Genomic DNA, 16,901 nt, shown 5'->3' on the forward strand with positions numbered 1-16,901 from the left:
CCCCGGCCCCCGGGCCGGTCCGGAAGGAGTTCCAGTGAGCGGCCAACGACCGCAGTACGGCGAGTCCACCGGGGGAGAGGTGCCCGTGTGCCCGCGCCACCCCGACCGGCCCAGCTACGTCCGGTGCCAGCGTTGCGGGCGTCCGGCCTGCCCGGAGTGCCAGCGTCCCGCCGCCGTGGGCGTCCACTGCGTGGACTGCGTGCGGGAGGCCGCGCGCACGCGCCCGGCCGTGCGCACGAGCCTCGGCGGCCGGGCGTCCGCGGGCTCCCCGATGCTGGTGACCTGGGGCCTGATCGGGGTCAACGCGGCGGTCTATGTCCTCCAGTGGCTCGGGCAGGCCGCGGGGCTCAGCCTGACCAGGATGTTCGCCTATGCCCCCGCGCTCACCGCACCGGAGCCGTGGCGGATGCTCACGAGCGGATTTCTGCACTCGATGGCCAACCCGCTGCACCTGCTGCTGAACATGTACATGCTGTACCTCTTCGGCCGGATGCTCGAACCCGCCCTGGGCCGTGGGCGGTTCCTCACCCTGTTCCTCCTGTCGGTCCTCGGCGGCTCCCTGGGGGTGCTGCTGCTCGCACATCCCATGTCCCTCGTCGTGGGCGCCTCGGGCGGCATCTTCGGACTCTTCGGCGCGCTGTTCGTGCTGCAGCGGCACCTGGGCCAGTCGATCACCCCCATCGCCGTGCTGATCGGCGTGAACGTGGTGTTCGGCTTCGTGGTCCCGGGCATCGCGTGGCAGGCCCACCTGGGCGGGCTCGCCACCGGGGCACTCGTGGCCCTGGCCTTCACCGCCGTCCGCCGAGACCGGCGGGACCCCGGACAGCGGGGTCCGGGGCGGCGGTGAACACGGCCGTCCACAGCGGCGGTGCGTGCCGGGCGGGATTGTCCACAGGACTTGTCCCCACCTGTCGACAAATCCCACCGGTGGAATTCCACGGCTGTGGTCTCGGCCGTGGAGGGCGCCACGGCGGTCTCCACAGCTGTTAATAACGCTGTGGAGACCGCCGGTGTGCACACACTTCTCCACACCTGTGGACAACTTTGTGCACCACCTGGGGAGAACGAGGACGGCGGTGCGGCCCCTGCCTCGTCCCGGGATCGGCTCGGGTGGGCGAGACTGGAGCGGGGCAGGGCGCCCCCGCGGACACGGACCGGGACTGGAGGACGGATGCGGATACTGCTGGTGGAGGACGAGACGGATCTCGCCGAGACGCTGCGCCGCGGTCTCACGAACGAGGGCTTCGTGGTGGACGTCGCCCACGACGGCATCACCGGCGGCTGGCTGGCCCGGGAGAACCCCTACGACGTCGTCGTCCTGGACCTCATGCTCCCCGGCCGCAACGGCTACGCCGTTCTCGAGGAGATGCGCGCCGAGGAGAACTGGGTGCCCGTCATGATGCTCACCGCCAAGGACGGGGAGTACGACCAGACGGACGCCTTCGACCTGGGCGCCGACGACTACCTCACCAAGCCGTTCAGCTTCCCCGTGCTGGTGGCGCGGTTGCGCGCGCTGATCCGGCGGGGCGCTCCGGAGCGCCCCGTCGTGCTCACCGCGGGCTCCCTCGAGCTCGACCCCGTCCGGCGGACGGTGACCCGCCGGGGGCAGCCGCTGGAGCTCACGGCCAAGGAGTACGTGATCCTCCAGTTCCTGCTGCAGAACAAGGAGAAGGTGGTCTCCAAGGCCGAGATCATGGACAACGCCTGGGACGCGGCCTTCGAGGGCTCGGAGAACATCGTGGAGGTCTACGTGGGCTATCTGCGCAGGAAGATCGACGTCCCCTTCGGTCTCACGACCCTCCAGACCGTGCGCGGCATGGGCTACCGGCTGGTGCCCGACGCCGCCGGCCCGTGACGTCCCGTCGTCCCGCCCTGCCCCGGCGGTGGGGCGTCCGGGGGCGGAGCACGGGCGCGGCGGTCCTGCTCATCCTGCTGGTGGTGGCGGTGGCCGGTGTCGTGCTGCTCGAGGTCCTGGGCCGCACCGTGGTGGGCTCGGCCCACGACCAGGCCGTGGCCCGGCAGACCGAGATCCTGCGGGAGCTCGGAGTCGGGTGGGACCCGCGCACGGCCTCCGGGAACCCGGGGGAGACCGCTGTCCGCACCCCGCACGGGCTGGGCGAGCTGATGCTGCGGCTCGGCCGGCCGGGGGTGATCGTGCAGCTGCAGGACACGGAGGGGCGGGTCGTGGCGGCCTCCCCCGCGGCCGCGATCGAGTCCGACCTCTCCGTGCCCGTGCTGGCGCCGGGGGAGTCCTTCGACTCGGTGCGGGCCGACGGCGGGCCGAGCCCGCGGACCGACGACTTCGTGTATGTCGCTCACGGCATGTACATCGACGGGGTGCCCCTGACCCTCACGGTGGCCGTGCCCATGTCGCTGCAGCAGGGCGCGCTGCAGACCGTGGTGCTGTTCCTGCTCGTGGGCGGGCCGGCGCTGGCCGTGCTGGGCGGGGCGCTCATGTGGTTCCTCGTGGGCCGGTCCCTGGCACCCGTCCGGCGGATCACCGAGCAGGTCCGGGGCATCGGCACCGTCCGCCTGGACGAACGGGTCGACGTGCCGCCGAGCCGGGACGAGATCGCGACGCTCGCCACCACGATGAACGGGATGCTCGACCGGCTCCAGGCCGCGGACCGCGCGCAGCGGAGGTTCGTCGCGGACGCCTCCCACGAGCTGCGCAGCCCGCTCACGACCCTGACGACCACCATCGACGTCGCCGCCTCGGACGCGTCCGGGGCCGTGTGGCCCGAGGTGGCACCGGTGCTGCGGTCGCAGGCACGGCGCATGGGCCGGCTCGTGGAAGACCTGCTGACCCTGGCGAAGATCGACGACGCCGGACTGCGGCTGCGCACGGCCGACACGGACCTCGACGAGGTCGTCCGTGAGGAGGTCGCGCGGCTGCGCCCGGCGTCGGCGCACGAGCTGCGCGTCCACGTGGACCCGGTCCGGATCCGGGGGGACGCGAGCCGGCTGCAGCAGGTGGTGCGCAACCTGCTCTCCAACGCCGAGCGGCACGCGGTCTCCTGGATCGCCGTGGCCGTGCGCGCGGAGGGTACGGAGGCCGTGATCACGGTGGACGACGACGGCCCGGGCATCCCCCCGCAGGATCGGGAACGGGTCTTCGAGCGCTTCGTGCGGCTCGACGACTCCCGGACCCGGGACACGGGCGGCTCCGGTCTCGGTCTGGCGATCAGCCGGGAGATCGTCTCGGCCCACGGCGGCACGATCCGGGCCACCGAGGACCCGGAGGGCCGGTGCCGACTCCTGGTCCGGCTGCCGCGGGAGGGCGGGGCCGCCGGCGTCTGACAGCCGCTCACCAGCCCCGGACAGCGGTGTTCCAGAGCTCCTCGGCCCTCTGCTCCGCCCGCGTCCCGACCAGGCCCTCGCCGCGCAGGGCCCGGGCGACGAGCCGGCACGCCGTCGCGGCCAGGTGCGCGCGCACCGCCAGCGCCGCGGCCTCCTCGTCCCGGGCCACGAGGGCCGCGACGAGAGCGTCGTGCTCGGCGGCGAGGCCGTCGCGCTCCGCGGCGGCCGCATCGGGCTCCGCGGTGGGCGCGGCGGCCGGTGGAGCGGCGGGGCCGGCAACGGCGCCCAGGATGGACGTCGCCGTCCACAGCTGCTCCACGAGCCGGGCCGCCTGCTGGTTGCCCGCGGCGCGCATCAGCAGCCGGTGGAGGCGCTGGTCCGCCTCGACGGCCGCGTCCGCGTCGCCCGCGCGCACCGCACACGCCACGGCGTGGCCCTGCCGCCGCAGCCCCTCCAGGTCGTGGGCTCCGGCCAGACGGGCCACGCGCCGGGCGGCGGGCACCTCCAGGGCGGTGCGCACCACGAGGATCTCCGCGACCTCGCACGGTCCGGGCCGGACGATCTCGAAGCCCCGGTTGCGGTGGAAGCGGACCAGTCCCGCCTCGCCGAGGCGCAGGAGGCCCTCCCGGACCGGGCTCCGGGAGACCTGCAGGACGGAGGCCAGCTGCTGGACCGAGTAGAGCCTCCCGGGCTCCATCTCGCCGGCCCGCGCGGCCCGGCGCACGGCCACCATCACCTGCTCCGCGAGAGACCTGCCCGTCGTGGCGACGACCGCCGGAAGCGCCGGAGAGGTGCTCCCCGGGGGGACGGGCACCGGGCCGGATCCGTCGGCCGGTGGGTCGTCGACCGCCGGTTCGCCGACCGCCGGTTCGCCGGCCGGCGGGCCCGCGGCCGGCGGACCGGCGGCGGGCGGGCGAGTGGTCACGGGAGCTCCTCGTCCGGGGGACCGGTTCGGGGGACCGGTCAGGGAGTGATGGTGAGCTTGACGTGCCCGCCGCGCCGCTCCTCGGCGTCCCGCATCGCCTCGGCGACACGTTCGAGCGGATACTCGGGGCCGAGGCAGTGGTCCACGTCGATCTCCCCCTCGGAGATCCGGCGCAGCGCCTCGCGGAAGGACGTGAGGCCGGGCTCCGACTGCGCGGACACGGAGCACTGCAGCCGCAGGTTCTTCCGGAAGGCCGTCCACAGCGGGATCTCGGTGGCGCCGTGACGCTCCGGCAGGCCGAAGAAGCCCACGATGCCGCGCGGAGCGGCAAGCTCCACCGCCTGGTCGCGCAGGACGTCGTGGCCCACGGCCTCGACCACCAGGTCCGCCCCGCGGCCCTCGCTGACCTCGGCCACGACCTCGGCGAGCTCCTGCCGCGGCACGTGCACGGGGACGGCACCCAGCCGCCGGGCGACGTCGAGCCGACGGGCGTCCAGATCGGAGGCGACCACGTGCCGGAAACCGAGGCGCAGTGCCTCCTCCACGAAGAAGAGGCCCGCGGAGCCGGTGCCCATCACCACGCAGGTGTGCGCGCGGCGGGCCGGCCGCTCCACGGGCCAGAACTGGCGCATGGCGTAGAGGCAGGTGCCGTACTGCTGCGCCATCATGAGCCGCCGCAGCTGACGGGAGTCCGCGGGGTCGGTGCCGGCGGGCAGCTCCACGACGTGCAGGTCGTCCAGCAGCTGCAGCTCCGCGAAACACCCGCCCATCTCGCCCTGCGGCACCGTGAGGACGAGCGTGCCCTCGGGGCAGCGCCGCGAGCGGGACTCGACGACCACCCCCACGCCCTCGTGGCCGGGATAGCCCGGCCGCCGCGGGCCCCCGGGGTGCAGCAGCCCGTGGAAGGCCGCGTGGAGGTCGGAGCCGCAGATGGACGCGTGCAGCATCCGCACCACGAGCTGACCGGGTTCACGAGCCCGCGGGTCCGGCCAGTCGGTGACCGTGACGGTTCCCGTGGCGGGGACGTGGGAGCCTCGCATGCGTACACCTCCTCGTGGTGGACGCGAGGAGCGCGCACCTTGCGTGACATGCTACCGACGCATCGCCCGGCCGGTGGCGCGTGACGCGGAATGACCGGTCACCGGCGCCACACCCCGTGCCGGCCGCGCGGGCTCATGCCGCGGGGATCTCCTGCAGCGGGACGGCGAACACCGGGCGTGGGCACTGCAGCCGCGCGGGGACCGGGAGCTCCCGGCGCGCGAGGTCCCCGAGCGGCTCGAGCTCCAGGGAGAACCCGGCCACGGCGTGGTGGACCCGCTCGGTCAGGACCGTCCGCCGGACCACCTGCTCCGGACCGGGTGGACCGTCCAGCAGCAGAAGGGTCTCCCCGCCCCGCAGCTCCTGTTCCACGCGCTCCAGCGCCTGGGCCCAGCGGGTCTCCCGGACGCCCGCCGGCGGCCCGAACGGGACGAGGACGGCGTTCCCGTGCCGCGTGTGCGCCCCGGACCCCAGCACCCACGCCCGGGCCCCGGGCGGGGGCTCGGACGGCGGCGTGCGGCCTTCCGCGGGCACGGGCCAGACGTAGTCCAGGTCCGCGGGGTCGTCCGGGAAGAGCGCGCGGTAGTGGTCCTCGTCCTTGCGCAGGAGGTTGGACCGGTGCGAGCGGTGCAGCGCGGGGTCGCCCAGCCACGCGGGGGCATCGGCCACGACGTCGCCGGGCCGGCGGTCCCAGGCCCCGGGGGCGAACTCGCGGATCTGCCACCCGGTGCTGTCGGCCCCGCCGCGGGCCGTCCACTCGTCCACCATCGCCCGGCCGTAGGCCACGAGCGCGGGCACGTGGTGCTCCCACATCGCGGTGGCGGGGTGACGGTACCACCCGTAGCCGGGGACCGTGGCGGCGCGCAGCACCTGGAGCGTCTCCACGCGCTGCTTGCCGAGCCGCCGGCGGTCCAGGGCACGCGCCGAGCGGGCGAAGTCCGGGTGGGGGAGAAAGGTCTGCACCGACCCAGTGTGCACCGCGGCATGCGCCCGACCACAGCGTTTTCCGCGGACGCCCAGGGCGAAGCCTCTGCCGCCCGGGTGCGCAGCCGCCGCCGCGGACGCACGGGGGCCCAGGGACGCGCGCGGACGCCCGAGGTCACAGCTGCCGCCGTGTCCCGGCGGCGGGAGGCAGCGGCTGTGCCCTCGCGGTCGGGGGAGCCCCGGAGGAGGCCGGGGCTCCCCCGGGCGGGGTGCGTCAGTAGGCCTTGACGCGCTGCTCCACGATGAGGTGGATGAGGGCGAACCTGCCGTCCTCGTCGATCGCCTTGAGCGCGGACTCCAGTGCGCCGGGGATCTCGGCGTCGGTCTCCACGCGCACTCCGTACCCGCCGAAGGCCTGGGCCATGAGGGCGAAGTCGGGGTTGACCAGCTGGGTGCCCGAGACCCGGTCGGGGTAGTCGCGCTCCTGGTGGGTGCGGATGGTGCCGTACTCCTGGTTGTCCATCACGATCACCAGCGGGGTCGCCCCGTACTGGGTCGCGGTGGCCAGCTCCTGGCCGTTCATCAGGAACTCCCCGTCCCCGGCGATGGTCACGATCCGCCGGCCCGGGTAGCGCAGGGAGGCCGCGACCGCGGAGGGCACGGAGTAGCCCATGGAGCCGTTGCGGGCGGAGATCATCGAGGCGTAGCCGCGGGTGGGGAAGTAGCGGTGGGCCCAGTTGGTGTGCTCCCCGGCGCCGAAGGTGACCATGGCGTCGGCGGGCAGTCCGGCGACGAGGTGGGCCATCAGGGTGTCCATCCGGGCCGGTCCGCCGGTGGGGGTCGTGGCGGCGGGGGTGGAGAACTCCACCTGCTGCGCCCGCAGCCGGGCGGTCCACTCCTTCCACTGGGGCTTGGCGGGCAGGTCGATGCGCACCAGGTCGCGCACGAAGGTGTCGGGCTTGGAGACGATCTGGTAGGACACCGGCCCGGAGCGCCCGCGCAGGGACGGGTCGATGGTGACCAGGAAGTTCTTCTTCTTCCAGTCCTGACGGACCAGGAAGCCGTTGGTGATCACGTCCCCGGGCACGGTGCCCACGAACACGAGCAGGTCGGTCTCCTCGAGCATCTGGAAGGTCGCCTGCGGGCGGCCGTAGCCGATGGGACCCACGTAGGAGCCGGAGTCGAAGGGCACGGTGCCCTCGGTGCGCCACTCGGCCGCGGCCGGCAGGTGGTGCTCCTCCAGCCAGGCCGTCAGCCCCGCCGCCCCGGCGTCGGTCCAGTCGTTGCCGCCGGTGACGAACAGCGGCTTCTCCGCCCCCGAGAGCGCGTCGCGCAGGGCCTTCCAGTCCTTGACCGTCATCCCCCCGGTGGCCACCGGGATCGGCGGGTGCAGGGTCGCGTCGATCTCCCGCTGGATGATGTCCTCGGGAAGCCCGACCACCACGGGACCGGGCCGGCCGGAGTTGGCGGCGAACATCGCCTCGGCCACGATCTCGCTGGCCCGCTCGGCGTGGTCCAGGACCATCACGCGCTTGGCCCCGGAGTCGAACCAGGCGTGCGGGTCGAACTCCTGGAACGCCTCGCGGTCGCGGTGCTCGAAGGGGATCAGGCCCACGAACAGCACCATCGGGGTCGAGTCCTGCCAGGAGGTGTGCAGGCCCACGTGGGCGTTGGCCGCACCGGGCCCGCGGGTCACCATGGCCACCCCGGGTGTGGAGGTCATCTTCCCGTCGGCCTCGGCCATGTACGCCGCACCGCCCTCGTGCCGGCAGACCACGGTCTCGATCGGGGAGTGGTGCAGGCCGTCGAGCACGTCGAGATAGGACTCCCCGGGCACCACGTAGGTGCGCTGCACCCCGTGCGCCACGAGCGTGTCCACGATCACGTGCCCCGCCGACTTGCGGCCTGGAGTCTGAGTGCTTGTTGCGGGTACCGCAGTGGTCTGGGTCAACGTGGGTCCTTTTCGCCGTCGAAAATGGAGGTCTGGGTGGTGCGCGGGCACCGTGCGGGCCACGATGGGCGCGGCCGGCCGGTGCATGCAGTTCTCCCGAAAATACCCGAAGAACGCTCCAGTCTGTGTCCTGGGGGTCACGTAACGGTAAAGAAGGGCCCACGGGCGGGGCGAGGTGCCGTGAGGCGGTGCCCGGCGTGCCCGCCCCGCACGACGACGGCGGCCCCTCTCCCGGCGTGGGGACAGGGGCCGCCGTCGAGCTCGGACGACGTCGGGCAGACGGTCAGTCGAGCATGTCCTCGAGTTCGATGCCGGTGGTCTCGCGGACCATCTTGATCGTGAAGATCAGCGAGACCAGCGCGAAGAACGCGTAGAGCCCGTACGCGACACCCAGGGAGAAGGCCGCCAGGGACGGGAACGTCACCGTGACGATCCAGTTGGCGATCCACTGCACGAAGCCGGCCACGGCGAGGGCGGCCCCGCGGATCTGGTTCGGGAACATCTCGCCCAGGAGCACCCACATCATGGGGCCCCACGAGACGCCGAAGAAGACGACGAACAGGTTGGCCGCGACCAGCGCGATCGGACCCGCGGTCGGGCCGAGATCCGGTTGGCCGTTCACGACGTCCGCGGTGGCGAAGAGGACGGAGAGGGTGCCGAGCATGAGCGCCATGCCGCCGGAGCCGATGAGGAGCAGGCGGCGACGGCCCACCTTCTCGACCAGCGCGATGGCGACGATGGTCACCGCGACGTTGGTGATGGACGTGATCACGGTGATCGTGAACGAGTCGGCCTCGGTGAAGCCCACGGACTGCCACAGCACGTTCGAGTAGTAGAAGATCACGTTGATGCCCACGAACTGCTGGAGCGCGGCGAGGCCGATGCCGACCCACACGATGGGCTTCAGGCCGGCGGCACGCCCCTTGAGGTCGCTCAGGCGCGGCTTGTGCTCCCGCACGAGCGACTCCTGGATGAGGCGCACGCGCTCGTCCGCCGACGCGGATCCCTGCAGGTTCGCGAGCACGGCACGGGCCTCGTCGGGGCGCCCGTCCTCCACCAGGTAGCGCGGGGACTCGGGGATCGTGAAAGCACCGACGAGGTAGGCCACGGCCGGGACGGCCTCGGCCATGAACATCCACCGCCAGGCCTCGAGGCCGAGCCACAGCTCCTGCGTGGAGCCCCCGGCCATCGATGCGAGCCAGGCGTCGACGGCGAGCGAGATGAAGATGCCGAGCACGATGCCCATCTGCTGCAGCGAGCCCAGCCGGCCCCGGATGGACGCGGGGGCCACCTCGGCGATGTAGGCCGGGGCGATGATCGAGGCCACGCCCACTCCCACACCGCCGACGACGCGCCAGAAGATGAGCCAGCCGAAGCTGTCGACGACACCACAGCCGATGGCGCTCACCAGGAAGAGAACGGCGGCGATCTTCATGACCGGGACCCGGCCCAGGAGGTCGGCGATCCGTCCCCCGAAGAACGCACCGGCGGCGGCTCCGAGCAGGGCGGAGGCCACGGCGAAGCCGAGCGGCGCGGGGCTGACGCCGAACTCCTCCTGGATGGCGGAGACCGCCCCGTTGATGACGGCGGAGTCGTAGCCGAAGAGAAAGCCGCCGAAGGCGGCGATGATGCTGATGCGGATGACGGCCGAGGTGTTCGGGTTCTCCGCGAGCTTGGGGGTCGAGGCGTCCTGGCTCATCGGACAGCTCCCTTCCTGGGGGAAGAAATTCTGGTGGAGGAAATCCTCGGCGAGGACATCCTGGGCGGGACGATCGGGGCCGGAACGATCCGGAGGAGTTGCGGCGCGCGGACGGACGAGGCCGAGGTCACGACCGCGGACGACCCACGGCCCCGGACCGGGGTGACTGTGGTGCGCTCCACACTAGGACGCCCCCCAGGCAATGTCCATTAGTCGAACGAAGAAATTGCGAGGACTCACCCGCCGGTGCCCAGGGGCAGCTCGACGTGCTCGAGCGCCAGGATCACCGCTCCGACCACGTGCGCCCGGAGGCCGAGTTCGGCGGCCTCGATGCGCAGGTCGCGGACGCTGCCGCGCACGCCGTGCCGGGCGACGATCTCCCGCAGCGGGCCGAGCAGCATCTCGCCCGCCCGGGAGATCTCCCCGCCGATGACGACGAGCTCCGGATTGACGATGTTGCACAGGGTGGCCACGGCGGTGCCGAGCATCCGCCCGGTGTCCCCGACGACCCGGGCGCAGCCCACGTCCCCGTCCAGGGCCGCGTCCACGAGCTCCGGGACGGTCAGGTCGGAGCCGTGCGTGTCGGCCAGCAGCCGGGTGATCTCCCCCGAGGAGACGAAGGTCTCCAGGCAGCCGCGGCTGCCGCAGCGGCACACCTTGCCGCGTTCGTCGACGGTGGAGTGCCCGATCTCGCCGGCGGATCCCGTGGCGCCGCGGAAGAGCGACCCGTTGAGAACCAGACCCGAGCCCACGCCGTGACCGATCTTCACGTACGCCATGTTCCGGGTCCCGCGCCCGGCTCCCCGGGTGTGCTCGCCCAGGGCGCCCGCGTTCGCGTCGTTCTCGACGACGACGGGCACGCCGAGCCGGCGGCCGGCCTCCTCGCGCAGGTCGATCCCGCCCCAGCCGGGCAGGATCGCGCTCGTGCTGATCAGACGACCGCCGAGGTCCACGGGGGCCGGCAGGGTCAGCCCCGCGGCGAGCAGCGTCGAGCCCGGCGTGCCGATCTCCTCGAGGAGCCGGTCCAGGACCCGGCGCACCAGTTCCAGGTCGTCGCCGAAGCGGTGGCCGGAGGGCAGCTCGTGCCGGCGCTGTCCGACGACCTGCTGGTTGAGGTCGGCCACCGCCACCGTGACGTGGCGGTGGCCGAAGTCCACCCCGACGACGTGGCCGGCGGACCCGCTGAAGCCGACGAGCTGCCCCCGGCGACCGGCGTGGTCCGCCGCCATGACCAGCAGCCCGGCGTCCATGAGCTCGTGCACGATGTTGGAGACCGTGGAGGGCGCCAGGGAGGTGCGCCGGGCGATCTGCGCCTGGGTGAGCCGGCCGCTGCGCCGCACGGTGTCGAGGACGCGGCGCTGGTTCGCATTCCGCAAGGAGGTCTGGGAGCCGGGCTTCCGCCCCGCTCCGGCCGGGTGGGACATCGCCGTCCTCTTTCGCCGGTGAAGGTTGTGGGGCATCTGATTCTACGCAGTCTTCACAGGTCGAAGACAAGCGGTGTGCCGTCAATGATGTGCTCCCGGCGGTCGCGGAGCGGCCGGCGTCGGCGGATCACGGCTTGCGCGCGGCGCCCGCGATCAGCTCCCTGGCAGCCGCCACCTGCTGGGTGGACGCGGCGACGAAGTGCTCGCCGCGGGCCACCACGGTGGGCACGGTGGCGTTGCCGTCGTTGAGGGACTCGACGAAGGCCTGGGCCTCCGGGTCCTCCCAGATGTTCGTCCAGACGGCGCCGGAGGCCTCCTCGCCCAGTCCCTGTTCGAGCATGGTGCAGAAGGGACACCCCGGACGCCAGTAGATGGCGACCCCGCCCTCCGCCACGTGCCGCGCGGCCTCCGTCCCGGTGGCGACGGGGCGGGTGCTGGGAGGCGGATCCTTCTTGAACACGGGTGCTCCTCGGCGCTGGGTCGACTCGGGTCCGGCTGGGCGGTTCAGTCTAACGGCCGGACGGGCGAGGGTCACTGTCCCCGGTCCGAGGGACAGGTGCGAGACGGATCGCCGCTGTTCCCCCGACCTCGCCGGCGGAGTGAAGCACCCCCGTGAGGTTGTCGAGCGTCGTCAGCAGGAGTGCGTTCCACGTGAAACGAGGTGAAGCTACTCTCCTCGTCCTTGTCAGGTTGATCTCGCGGCACATCCGTCGAGACGGGACGGGAGTGCCCTGTCGGCAGGCGGCGTGGAGGAGAGAGGCCGCAAACTTCATGTTTTGTAATTCACTGGGCCGGAGCCCCGAATTCTTCGCCAAGATCACCGCCACACGCGCACGGGAGCCGTTCGCGAACGTGGCGTGTGCCATGGTGGGCTCCATGGCACTCCCGGCGCAGCATTCTTCCCCCCGGCCGGCCCGCTCCACCTGGTCCCTGCCCCAGCTTCACCAGTGGGTGGTCGTCCCGTTCATCGTCGTTCTCGTCACGGCGACGATCGGACGCCTCTTGGTGTACTCCCCCGGGGTCGGGGCCCAGGAGTCAGTGGTCCTGCAACGGCTCGACGCCGTCCGCTCGGGCGCGCTGGACGTCCCGGCGCTCGCCCTCCACCACGCCTCCTCCGGGCCGGGCGTGCTCGTGGTCGTCGCGGCGGTGACGGCGTGGCTCGCACGGCGGCGCGCCTGGGACGCCGCCGGCTTCGCGGTGACCGCCCTGTCGGGCTGGGCCGCCGTCTCGTTCGTGGCCATGGCCGTGGGCCGGCCACAGCCGGGTCCGTCCGCACTGCTGGAGCCCCAGGTGGTCGTGGCGGGGACGACGTCCTTCCCCTCCGGACACGTGGGCGCCGCACTGGCCGTCGCGACCGCTCTGGCCCTGGCCGCACGCCGGCCGGGCCGCGGTCCCGCGGTTCTCGCCGCGGGACTGGCCGTGGTCGCCCTCGTCGGGCTCTCCCAGGTCTACCTCGGCGCGCACTATCCCCTCGACGTCCTCGCCGCTCTCCCCGTCGCCTGGGCGGGGGTCGCGATCGGCTGCGGGCTCGCCAATCGGCTCGTGCCCGCACTCGCGTGGGGCTTCGGCTGGGAGCAGGAGGGCGCCGGATGGGCGGAGGACGGTGCGTCGGAGGCCCCGGCCGAGGAGCCCGCGGTCGAGGAGCCCGCACTCGACACCGCTCGGGTGCCGATCGTCTCCCGGCACCCCGGGCACCACGCGGCCTGAACGGTGCGTCCTGTCAGGTGCCCGCCCGGCGCGGCCACCAGATCACCCGGCCGAGGTCGTAGGTCAGGGCCGGCACCAGCAGGGAGCGCACGATCAGTGCGTCCAGCAGCACCCCGAACGCCACGATGAACGCCAGCTGCACCAGGAACATGATCGGGATGACCGCCAGGGCGGCGAACGTCGCGGCGAGCACGATCCCCGCCGAGGTGATCACCCCGCCCGTGAGCGTCAGTCCCCGCAGGATCCCGGCGCGCGTGCCGTGGGTCAGGGACTCCTCCCGGACGCGGGACATCAGGAAGATGTTGTAGTCGATGCCCAGCGCCACGAGGAACACGAAGCCGAACAGCGGGACGGACGGGTCCGCGCCCGGGAACCCCAGCACGTGCTCGAAGACCAGTGCCGCGACGCCGAGGGCCGTGAAGTAGGAGACCACGGTGGTCAGCAGGAGCAGCACCGGCGCGAGGACCGAGCGCAGCAGCAGCATGAGCACGAGCGTGATGACGCCGAGGACCACGGGGATGATCAGCGTCCGGTCCGCGATCGAGGTCGCGTTCGTGTCCAGGGTGGTCGCGGTCTCCCCGCCCACGAGGATCTCCTCGTCCACCGCGCGCAGGCTGTCCCGGAGCTCGCGCACCGTGGCCTCGGCCTCGGGGGAGTCTGCCGCGTCCGCCAGGGTCACCAGCAGCTGGAGGCGACCCTGCGCCTCGACGGTCTCGGCCGCCGAGAAGGGTCCGTCTCCCCGGGGCGGTCCGGCCTCCGCCGGGGGCCCGGACGGCGGGGCGGCGTCCTGGCCGACCGGAAGGGTGCCGGACGGGGAGCCGTCGGCCACCACCGCGACGTCGGCGGTGCCCTCCGTGGCCTCGGCGGCCGCGACGGCGTCGTCGAAGGACCCCGTGGGGACCATGACGATCGCAGGACTGCCCGACCCCCCGGGGAAGTGCTCGGCCAGGGCCTCCTGGCCGTCCCGCGCCTGGGACTCGCCCAGCACCAGCTCGCTCTGCTCCACGCCCGAGGCCTGGAACTGCGTGCTGAATCCGGCGAGGCCGAGCAGCACGACGGTCGTCGCGACCCAGACGGTGCGGGGGGCCCGTGCCACGAAGCGCGCGACGGAGGCCCAGAGACCTCGGCCCTCGACGCTCGGCCGGTCGCCGGCGCCGTGGTCCCGCACGCGCACCCGTTCGGCGCCCGAGGGGTCGTGCCGGGGACTGAAGGGCCAGAAGGCGCCCCGGCCCAGGAGGTGCAGGGCCGCCGGCAGGAATGTCAGGGCGGCCAGGACGGACATCACGATCCCCACCGCGGCCACCGGGCCCAGGGCCTTGTTGGACGCGAGGTCGGACAGCAGAAGGCACAGCAGGCCGGCGATCACCGTGGCGCCCGAGGCGAGCACCGGCTCCGTCGTGCCCCTGAGGGCCTCCCGCGTGGCGTCCGCGCGGCGCCGGTGGTGCAGCAGCGCGTCCCGGTAGCGGGCGGTGTAGAGCAGGGAGTAGTCCGTGGCCGCCCCGACGACGAGGATGAACAGGATGCCCTGGACCTGCCCGCTGATGCTGACCAGCCCCTCGGCGGCGAGCCGGTACACGACCAGGACTGCGGCGCTCAGGGCCAGGACGGAGGTCAGCAGGACGAGGACGGGCAGCACGGGCGAGCGGTAGACCACGAGCAGGATCGCGAGGACCACGGCGAGGGCCGTGCCGAGCAGGAGCCCGTCGATGCCCTCGAAGCCCGCGACGAGGTCGGCCGTGAATCCGGCCGGTCCCGTGACCCACACCTGCAGCCCTTCGGGCCGGTCCTGGGCGAACCTCCCGGTCAGCGCCTCGACGTCGTCGACGACCTCGCCGTCCGGCAGCGGAACCACGACCTGGAGTGCCTCGCCGTCCCGGGCGGGAATGGGCGGCGACGTCGCACCCTCGGAGAGGCCGGAGTCCTGGACGGCGGAGGCCGTCTCCTGGGCCCATTCCCGGTCCCCGGCCGCCAGGCCGCCCTCCCGCACCAGCAGCACGATCGCCGGGACGGCGTCCGCGTCGCGGAACTCCTGCTGGAGCTGAGCGACCCGTGTGGACTCGGCGGACTCCGGCAGGAAACTGGACCGGTCGTTGGTCGAGACCTCGGAGATCTTGCCGAAGTAGGGGCCGCCGACGCCGGCGACACCCAGCCACGCCACGATGAGCAGAGCCGGCAGCAGCACCCGCAGCAGTCCGGCCCCCCGGCGCGGGCGAGGAGGCCGGCCGCGTCCCGCCCAGGGAGCGGGGCGGGAGGTGACGGGAGCCGGCGACGTCATGGCGGTCCTCTCGGGATCGGCGGACCGGCCGCAGGAGCGGCCGCTGGACCCCGTGCGCGGGTGCGTCCCCGTGGAGGTCCGCCCCCAGCCTAACGCTTCGGAAATCGAAATAAAGGGCAGTGCTCAGACGCTATGGGTGTAGGCGGCGTCTGGGTCTTGTGGCCGGGGCCCCGCTTATGCAGAGTACGTGGATCACCCCGACCGGTCGGGGTCGGGGTGCCGACATGCATAGGAGGCCCCGGTGTTCACCGAGCGTACAAGTCTGGGACTGGATGTCCATGCCCGCAGCGTGAAGGCCTGCGCGATCGACAGCCTGACCGGCGAGATCATTCATCAGACCCTCAGCGCTGACACCGTCATGGTGGGCGAGTTCGTCGACGCTCTGGCCCGCGAGCACGGCCCCGTCCAGGTGACCTATGAGGCCGGACCGACCGGGTACGAACTCGCCCGCACCCTGATCGAGGCCGGCCACCGGGTCCAGGTCGCGGCGCCCTCGAAGCTGTTGCGGGCCTCCGGTGACAGGGTCAAGACCGACAAGAACGACGCGCTGCTGCTGGCCCGACTGGCCCGCAACGACGACATCATCGAGGTCACGATTCCCGACCGGTCCCGCGAGGTGGCACGGGACCTGGTGCGGGCCAGGGACGACGTGCGCCGGGACCTGATGAGCGCCCGTCACCGGCTGGGGAAGTTCCTCCTGCGCCACGGCCACGTCTACACCGGCGGCGAGGCGTGGAGCGGCAAGCACGAGGCCTGGATGCAGCAGATGGCCCGCCAGGACATCGCCGTGTTCGGCGAGGTCTCACGCATCGTGTTCGACGACTACCACGACGCGGTCGCCCACGCCCTGGCCCGCCGGTGCCGGTTGGACGCGCAGATCCTCCTGCTGGCCGAGGACTCCGAGTGGACCACGGTCACCCGGCGTCTGGCCTGCCTGCGGGGGATCTCGACCCTGACCGCGTTCTCTCTCGCGGTGGAGATCGGCGACTGGGACCGCTTCACGGGCCGGAACATCGCCTCATACCTGGGGCTGGTGCCCTCGGAGCACTCCTCCGGGCAAACCCGCTCCCAGGGCCAGATCACCAAGACCGGCAACGCCCACGCCAGGCGGTTGCTGATCGAGGCCGCCTGGCACCACAAGCCCCAGTACCGCCCGGGGAAGACGATGCGGGACCGGTGGGCCCTGGCACCGGCAGCCGTGGCCGAACGCGCCGATGCGGGCAACAGGCGCCTGCATCACCGCTGGAGCATGCTCAGCGAGCACAAGAAGCGTCACACGGTCGCGAACACAGCGATCGCCCGAGAGATGGCCGGCTGGTGCTGGTCGCTGGCGACCATGGACGCATGACCCACAGACCCGTTCACGGACCCGGCCACGGGAGATCTCCTGCGCGCCGCGCGCCGAGGAGACCAGCGATTCGACTGTGAGCAGTCACGAGATCCTCGTGGCCACGCTCGAGCTCAGACCAGCATCGCTCCTCGCGCCGAAACCAGCGTCATGCGGTAACCAACCCGCGGATATCAGACTGACCACGCGTCGAGACAACACGCCCGCAGAGATCACCCCAACCCCTCCATGAACGACGAAGCGGGGCACCCACCGATCAATGAGTGCCCCGCTTCACCCTGCCCTCTTGACAAGATCGACTACATATCAG

The 16,901-nt window shown here is 72.7% G+C and carries 13 protein-coding genes; 5 read left to right on the forward strand and 8 right to left on the reverse strand.

What is annotated here, in order from left to right; all coding sequences use genetic code 11:
* Positions 1 to 34: 34 nt before the first annotated feature.
* From ACH9EU_RS13120 to ACH9EU_RS13130, 3 genes are all read left to right on the forward strand, one after another.
* Positions 35 to 847: a rhomboid family intramembrane serine protease gene (locus ACH9EU_RS13120; RefSeq protein ID WP_396414358.1), complete on the forward strand. Its 813-nt coding sequence runs from the start codon at positions 35 to 37 to the stop codon at positions 845 to 847.
* Between the two features lie 324 nt (positions 848 to 1,171).
* Positions 1,172 to 1,855: a response regulator gene (locus ACH9EU_RS13125; RefSeq protein ID WP_396414359.1), complete on the forward strand. Its 684-nt coding sequence runs from the start codon at positions 1,172 to 1,174 to the stop codon at positions 1,853 to 1,855.
* On the forward strand, positions 1,852 to 3,300 hold the full coding sequence (locus ACH9EU_RS13130; RefSeq protein WP_396414360.1) for an ATP-binding protein: 1,449 nt from the start codon (positions 1,852 to 1,854) through the stop codon (positions 3,298 to 3,300). The genes ACH9EU_RS13125 and ACH9EU_RS13130 overlap by 4 nt, the downstream gene beginning before the upstream one ends.
* Before the next feature lie 7 nt (positions 3,301 to 3,307).
* On the opposite strand, the gene ACH9EU_RS13135 is transcribed toward ACH9EU_RS13130, so the two are convergent.
* The 7 genes from ACH9EU_RS13135 to ACH9EU_RS13165 all read right to left on the reverse strand — a co-directional run bounded on the left by ACH9EU_RS13135 (position 3,308) and on the right by ACH9EU_RS13165 (position 11,721).
* On the reverse strand, positions 3,308 to 4,225 hold the full coding sequence (locus ACH9EU_RS13135) for an FCD domain-containing protein (protein ID WP_396414361.1): 918 nt from the start codon (positions 4,223 to 4,225) through the stop codon (positions 3,308 to 3,310).
* Between the two features lie 38 nt (positions 4,226 to 4,263).
* Complete coding sequence (locus ACH9EU_RS13140; protein WP_396414362.1) at positions 4,264 to 5,265, reverse strand: zinc-binding dehydrogenase; 1,002 nt, start codon at positions 5,263 to 5,265, stop codon at positions 4,264 to 4,266.
* Between the two features lie 133 nt (positions 5,266 to 5,398).
* Positions 5,399 to 6,226: an MSMEG_6728 family protein gene (locus ACH9EU_RS13145; RefSeq protein WP_396414363.1), complete on the reverse strand. Its 828-nt coding sequence runs from the start codon at positions 6,224 to 6,226 to the stop codon at positions 5,399 to 5,401.
* Positions 6,227 to 6,461: 235 nt separating this feature from the next.
* Entirely contained in the window at positions 6,462 to 8,138 is a 1,677-nt protein-coding gene (locus tag ACH9EU_RS13150; RefSeq protein WP_396414364.1) for a thiamine pyrophosphate-dependent enzyme, read from the reverse strand.
* A 283-nt stretch (positions 8,139 to 8,421) separates the two neighbouring features.
* Positions 8,422 to 9,837 carry a sugar porter family MFS transporter gene (locus tag ACH9EU_RS13155; RefSeq protein ID WP_396414365.1) on the reverse strand — a complete coding sequence of 472 codons (1,416 nt, stop codon included), beginning with the start codon at positions 9,835 to 9,837 and terminating at the stop codon, positions 8,422 to 8,424.
* 236 nt (positions 9,838 to 10,073) lie between these two features.
* Positions 10,074 to 11,297 carry an ROK family protein gene (locus tag ACH9EU_RS13160; RefSeq protein WP_396414366.1) on the reverse strand — a complete coding sequence of 408 codons (1,224 nt, stop codon included), beginning with the start codon at positions 11,295 to 11,297 and terminating at the stop codon, positions 10,074 to 10,076.
* A gap of 91 nt (positions 11,298 to 11,388) precedes the next feature.
* The gene (locus ACH9EU_RS13165; RefSeq protein ID WP_396414367.1) at positions 11,389 to 11,721 is read right to left on the reverse strand and encodes a glutaredoxin domain-containing protein; all 333 of its coding nucleotides are present in this window, start codon (positions 11,719 to 11,721) and stop codon (positions 11,389 to 11,391) included.
* Between the two features lie 416 nt (positions 11,722 to 12,137).
* Here ACH9EU_RS13165 and ACH9EU_RS13170 point away from each other — a divergent pair, with 416 nt between their 5' ends.
* Positions 12,138 to 12,968, forward strand: a complete 831-nt coding sequence (locus tag ACH9EU_RS13170) for a phosphatase PAP2 family protein (RefSeq protein WP_396414368.1) — start codon at positions 12,138 to 12,140, stop codon at positions 12,966 to 12,968.
* Positions 12,969 to 12,981: 13 nt separating this feature from the next.
* Here the strand turns inward: ACH9EU_RS13170 and ACH9EU_RS13175 are convergent, their stop codons facing one another.
* Positions 12,982 to 15,243 (reverse strand): MMPL family transporter, encoded by a 2,262-nt coding sequence (locus ACH9EU_RS13175; protein WP_396414369.1) that lies wholly within the window; start codon positions 15,241 to 15,243, stop codon positions 12,982 to 12,984.
* Between the two features lie 241 nt (positions 15,244 to 15,484).
* On the opposite strand from ACH9EU_RS13175, the gene ACH9EU_RS13180 reads away from it, so the two are divergent.
* Positions 15,485 to 16,591, forward strand: coding sequence for an IS110 family RNA-guided transposase (locus ACH9EU_RS13180; RefSeq protein WP_396412476.1), 1,107 nt, complete (start codon positions 15,485 to 15,487; stop codon positions 16,589 to 16,591).
* Positions 16,592 to 16,901 lie beyond the last annotated feature (310 nt).

It is taken from the genome of Kocuria rhizosphaerae (assembly GCF_044462265.1).
Classification (GTDB): Bacteria; Actinomycetota; Actinomycetes; order Actinomycetales; family Micrococcaceae; genus Kocuria; species Kocuria rhizosphaerae.

What these genes read in the sequence shown, in the direction of transcription:
- ACH9EU_RS13170 (WP_396414368.1), top strand. Translation starts at nt 12,138, where the DNA reads ATGGCACTCCCGGCGCAGCATTCTTCCCCCCGGCCGGCCCGCTCCACC.
- ACH9EU_RS13160 (WP_396414366.1), bottom strand. Translation starts at nt 11,297, where the DNA reads ATGCCCCACAACCTTCACCGGCGAAAGAGGACGGCGATGTCCCACCCG.
- ACH9EU_RS13125 (WP_396414359.1), top strand. Translation starts at nt 1,172, where the DNA reads ATGCGGATACTGCTGGTGGAGGACGAGACGGATCTCGCCGAGACGCTG.
- ACH9EU_RS13155 (WP_396414365.1), bottom strand. Translation starts at nt 9,837, where the DNA reads ATGAGCCAGGACGCCTCGACCCCCAAGCTCGCGGAGAACCCGAACACC.
- ACH9EU_RS13140 (WP_396414362.1), bottom strand. Translation starts at nt 5,265, where the DNA reads ATGCGAGGCTCCCACGTCCCCGCCACGGGAACCGTCACGGTCACCGAC.
- ACH9EU_RS13175 (WP_396414369.1), bottom strand. Translation starts at nt 15,243, where the DNA reads ATGACGTCGCCGGCTCCCGTCACCTCCCGCCCCGCTCCCTGGGCGGGA.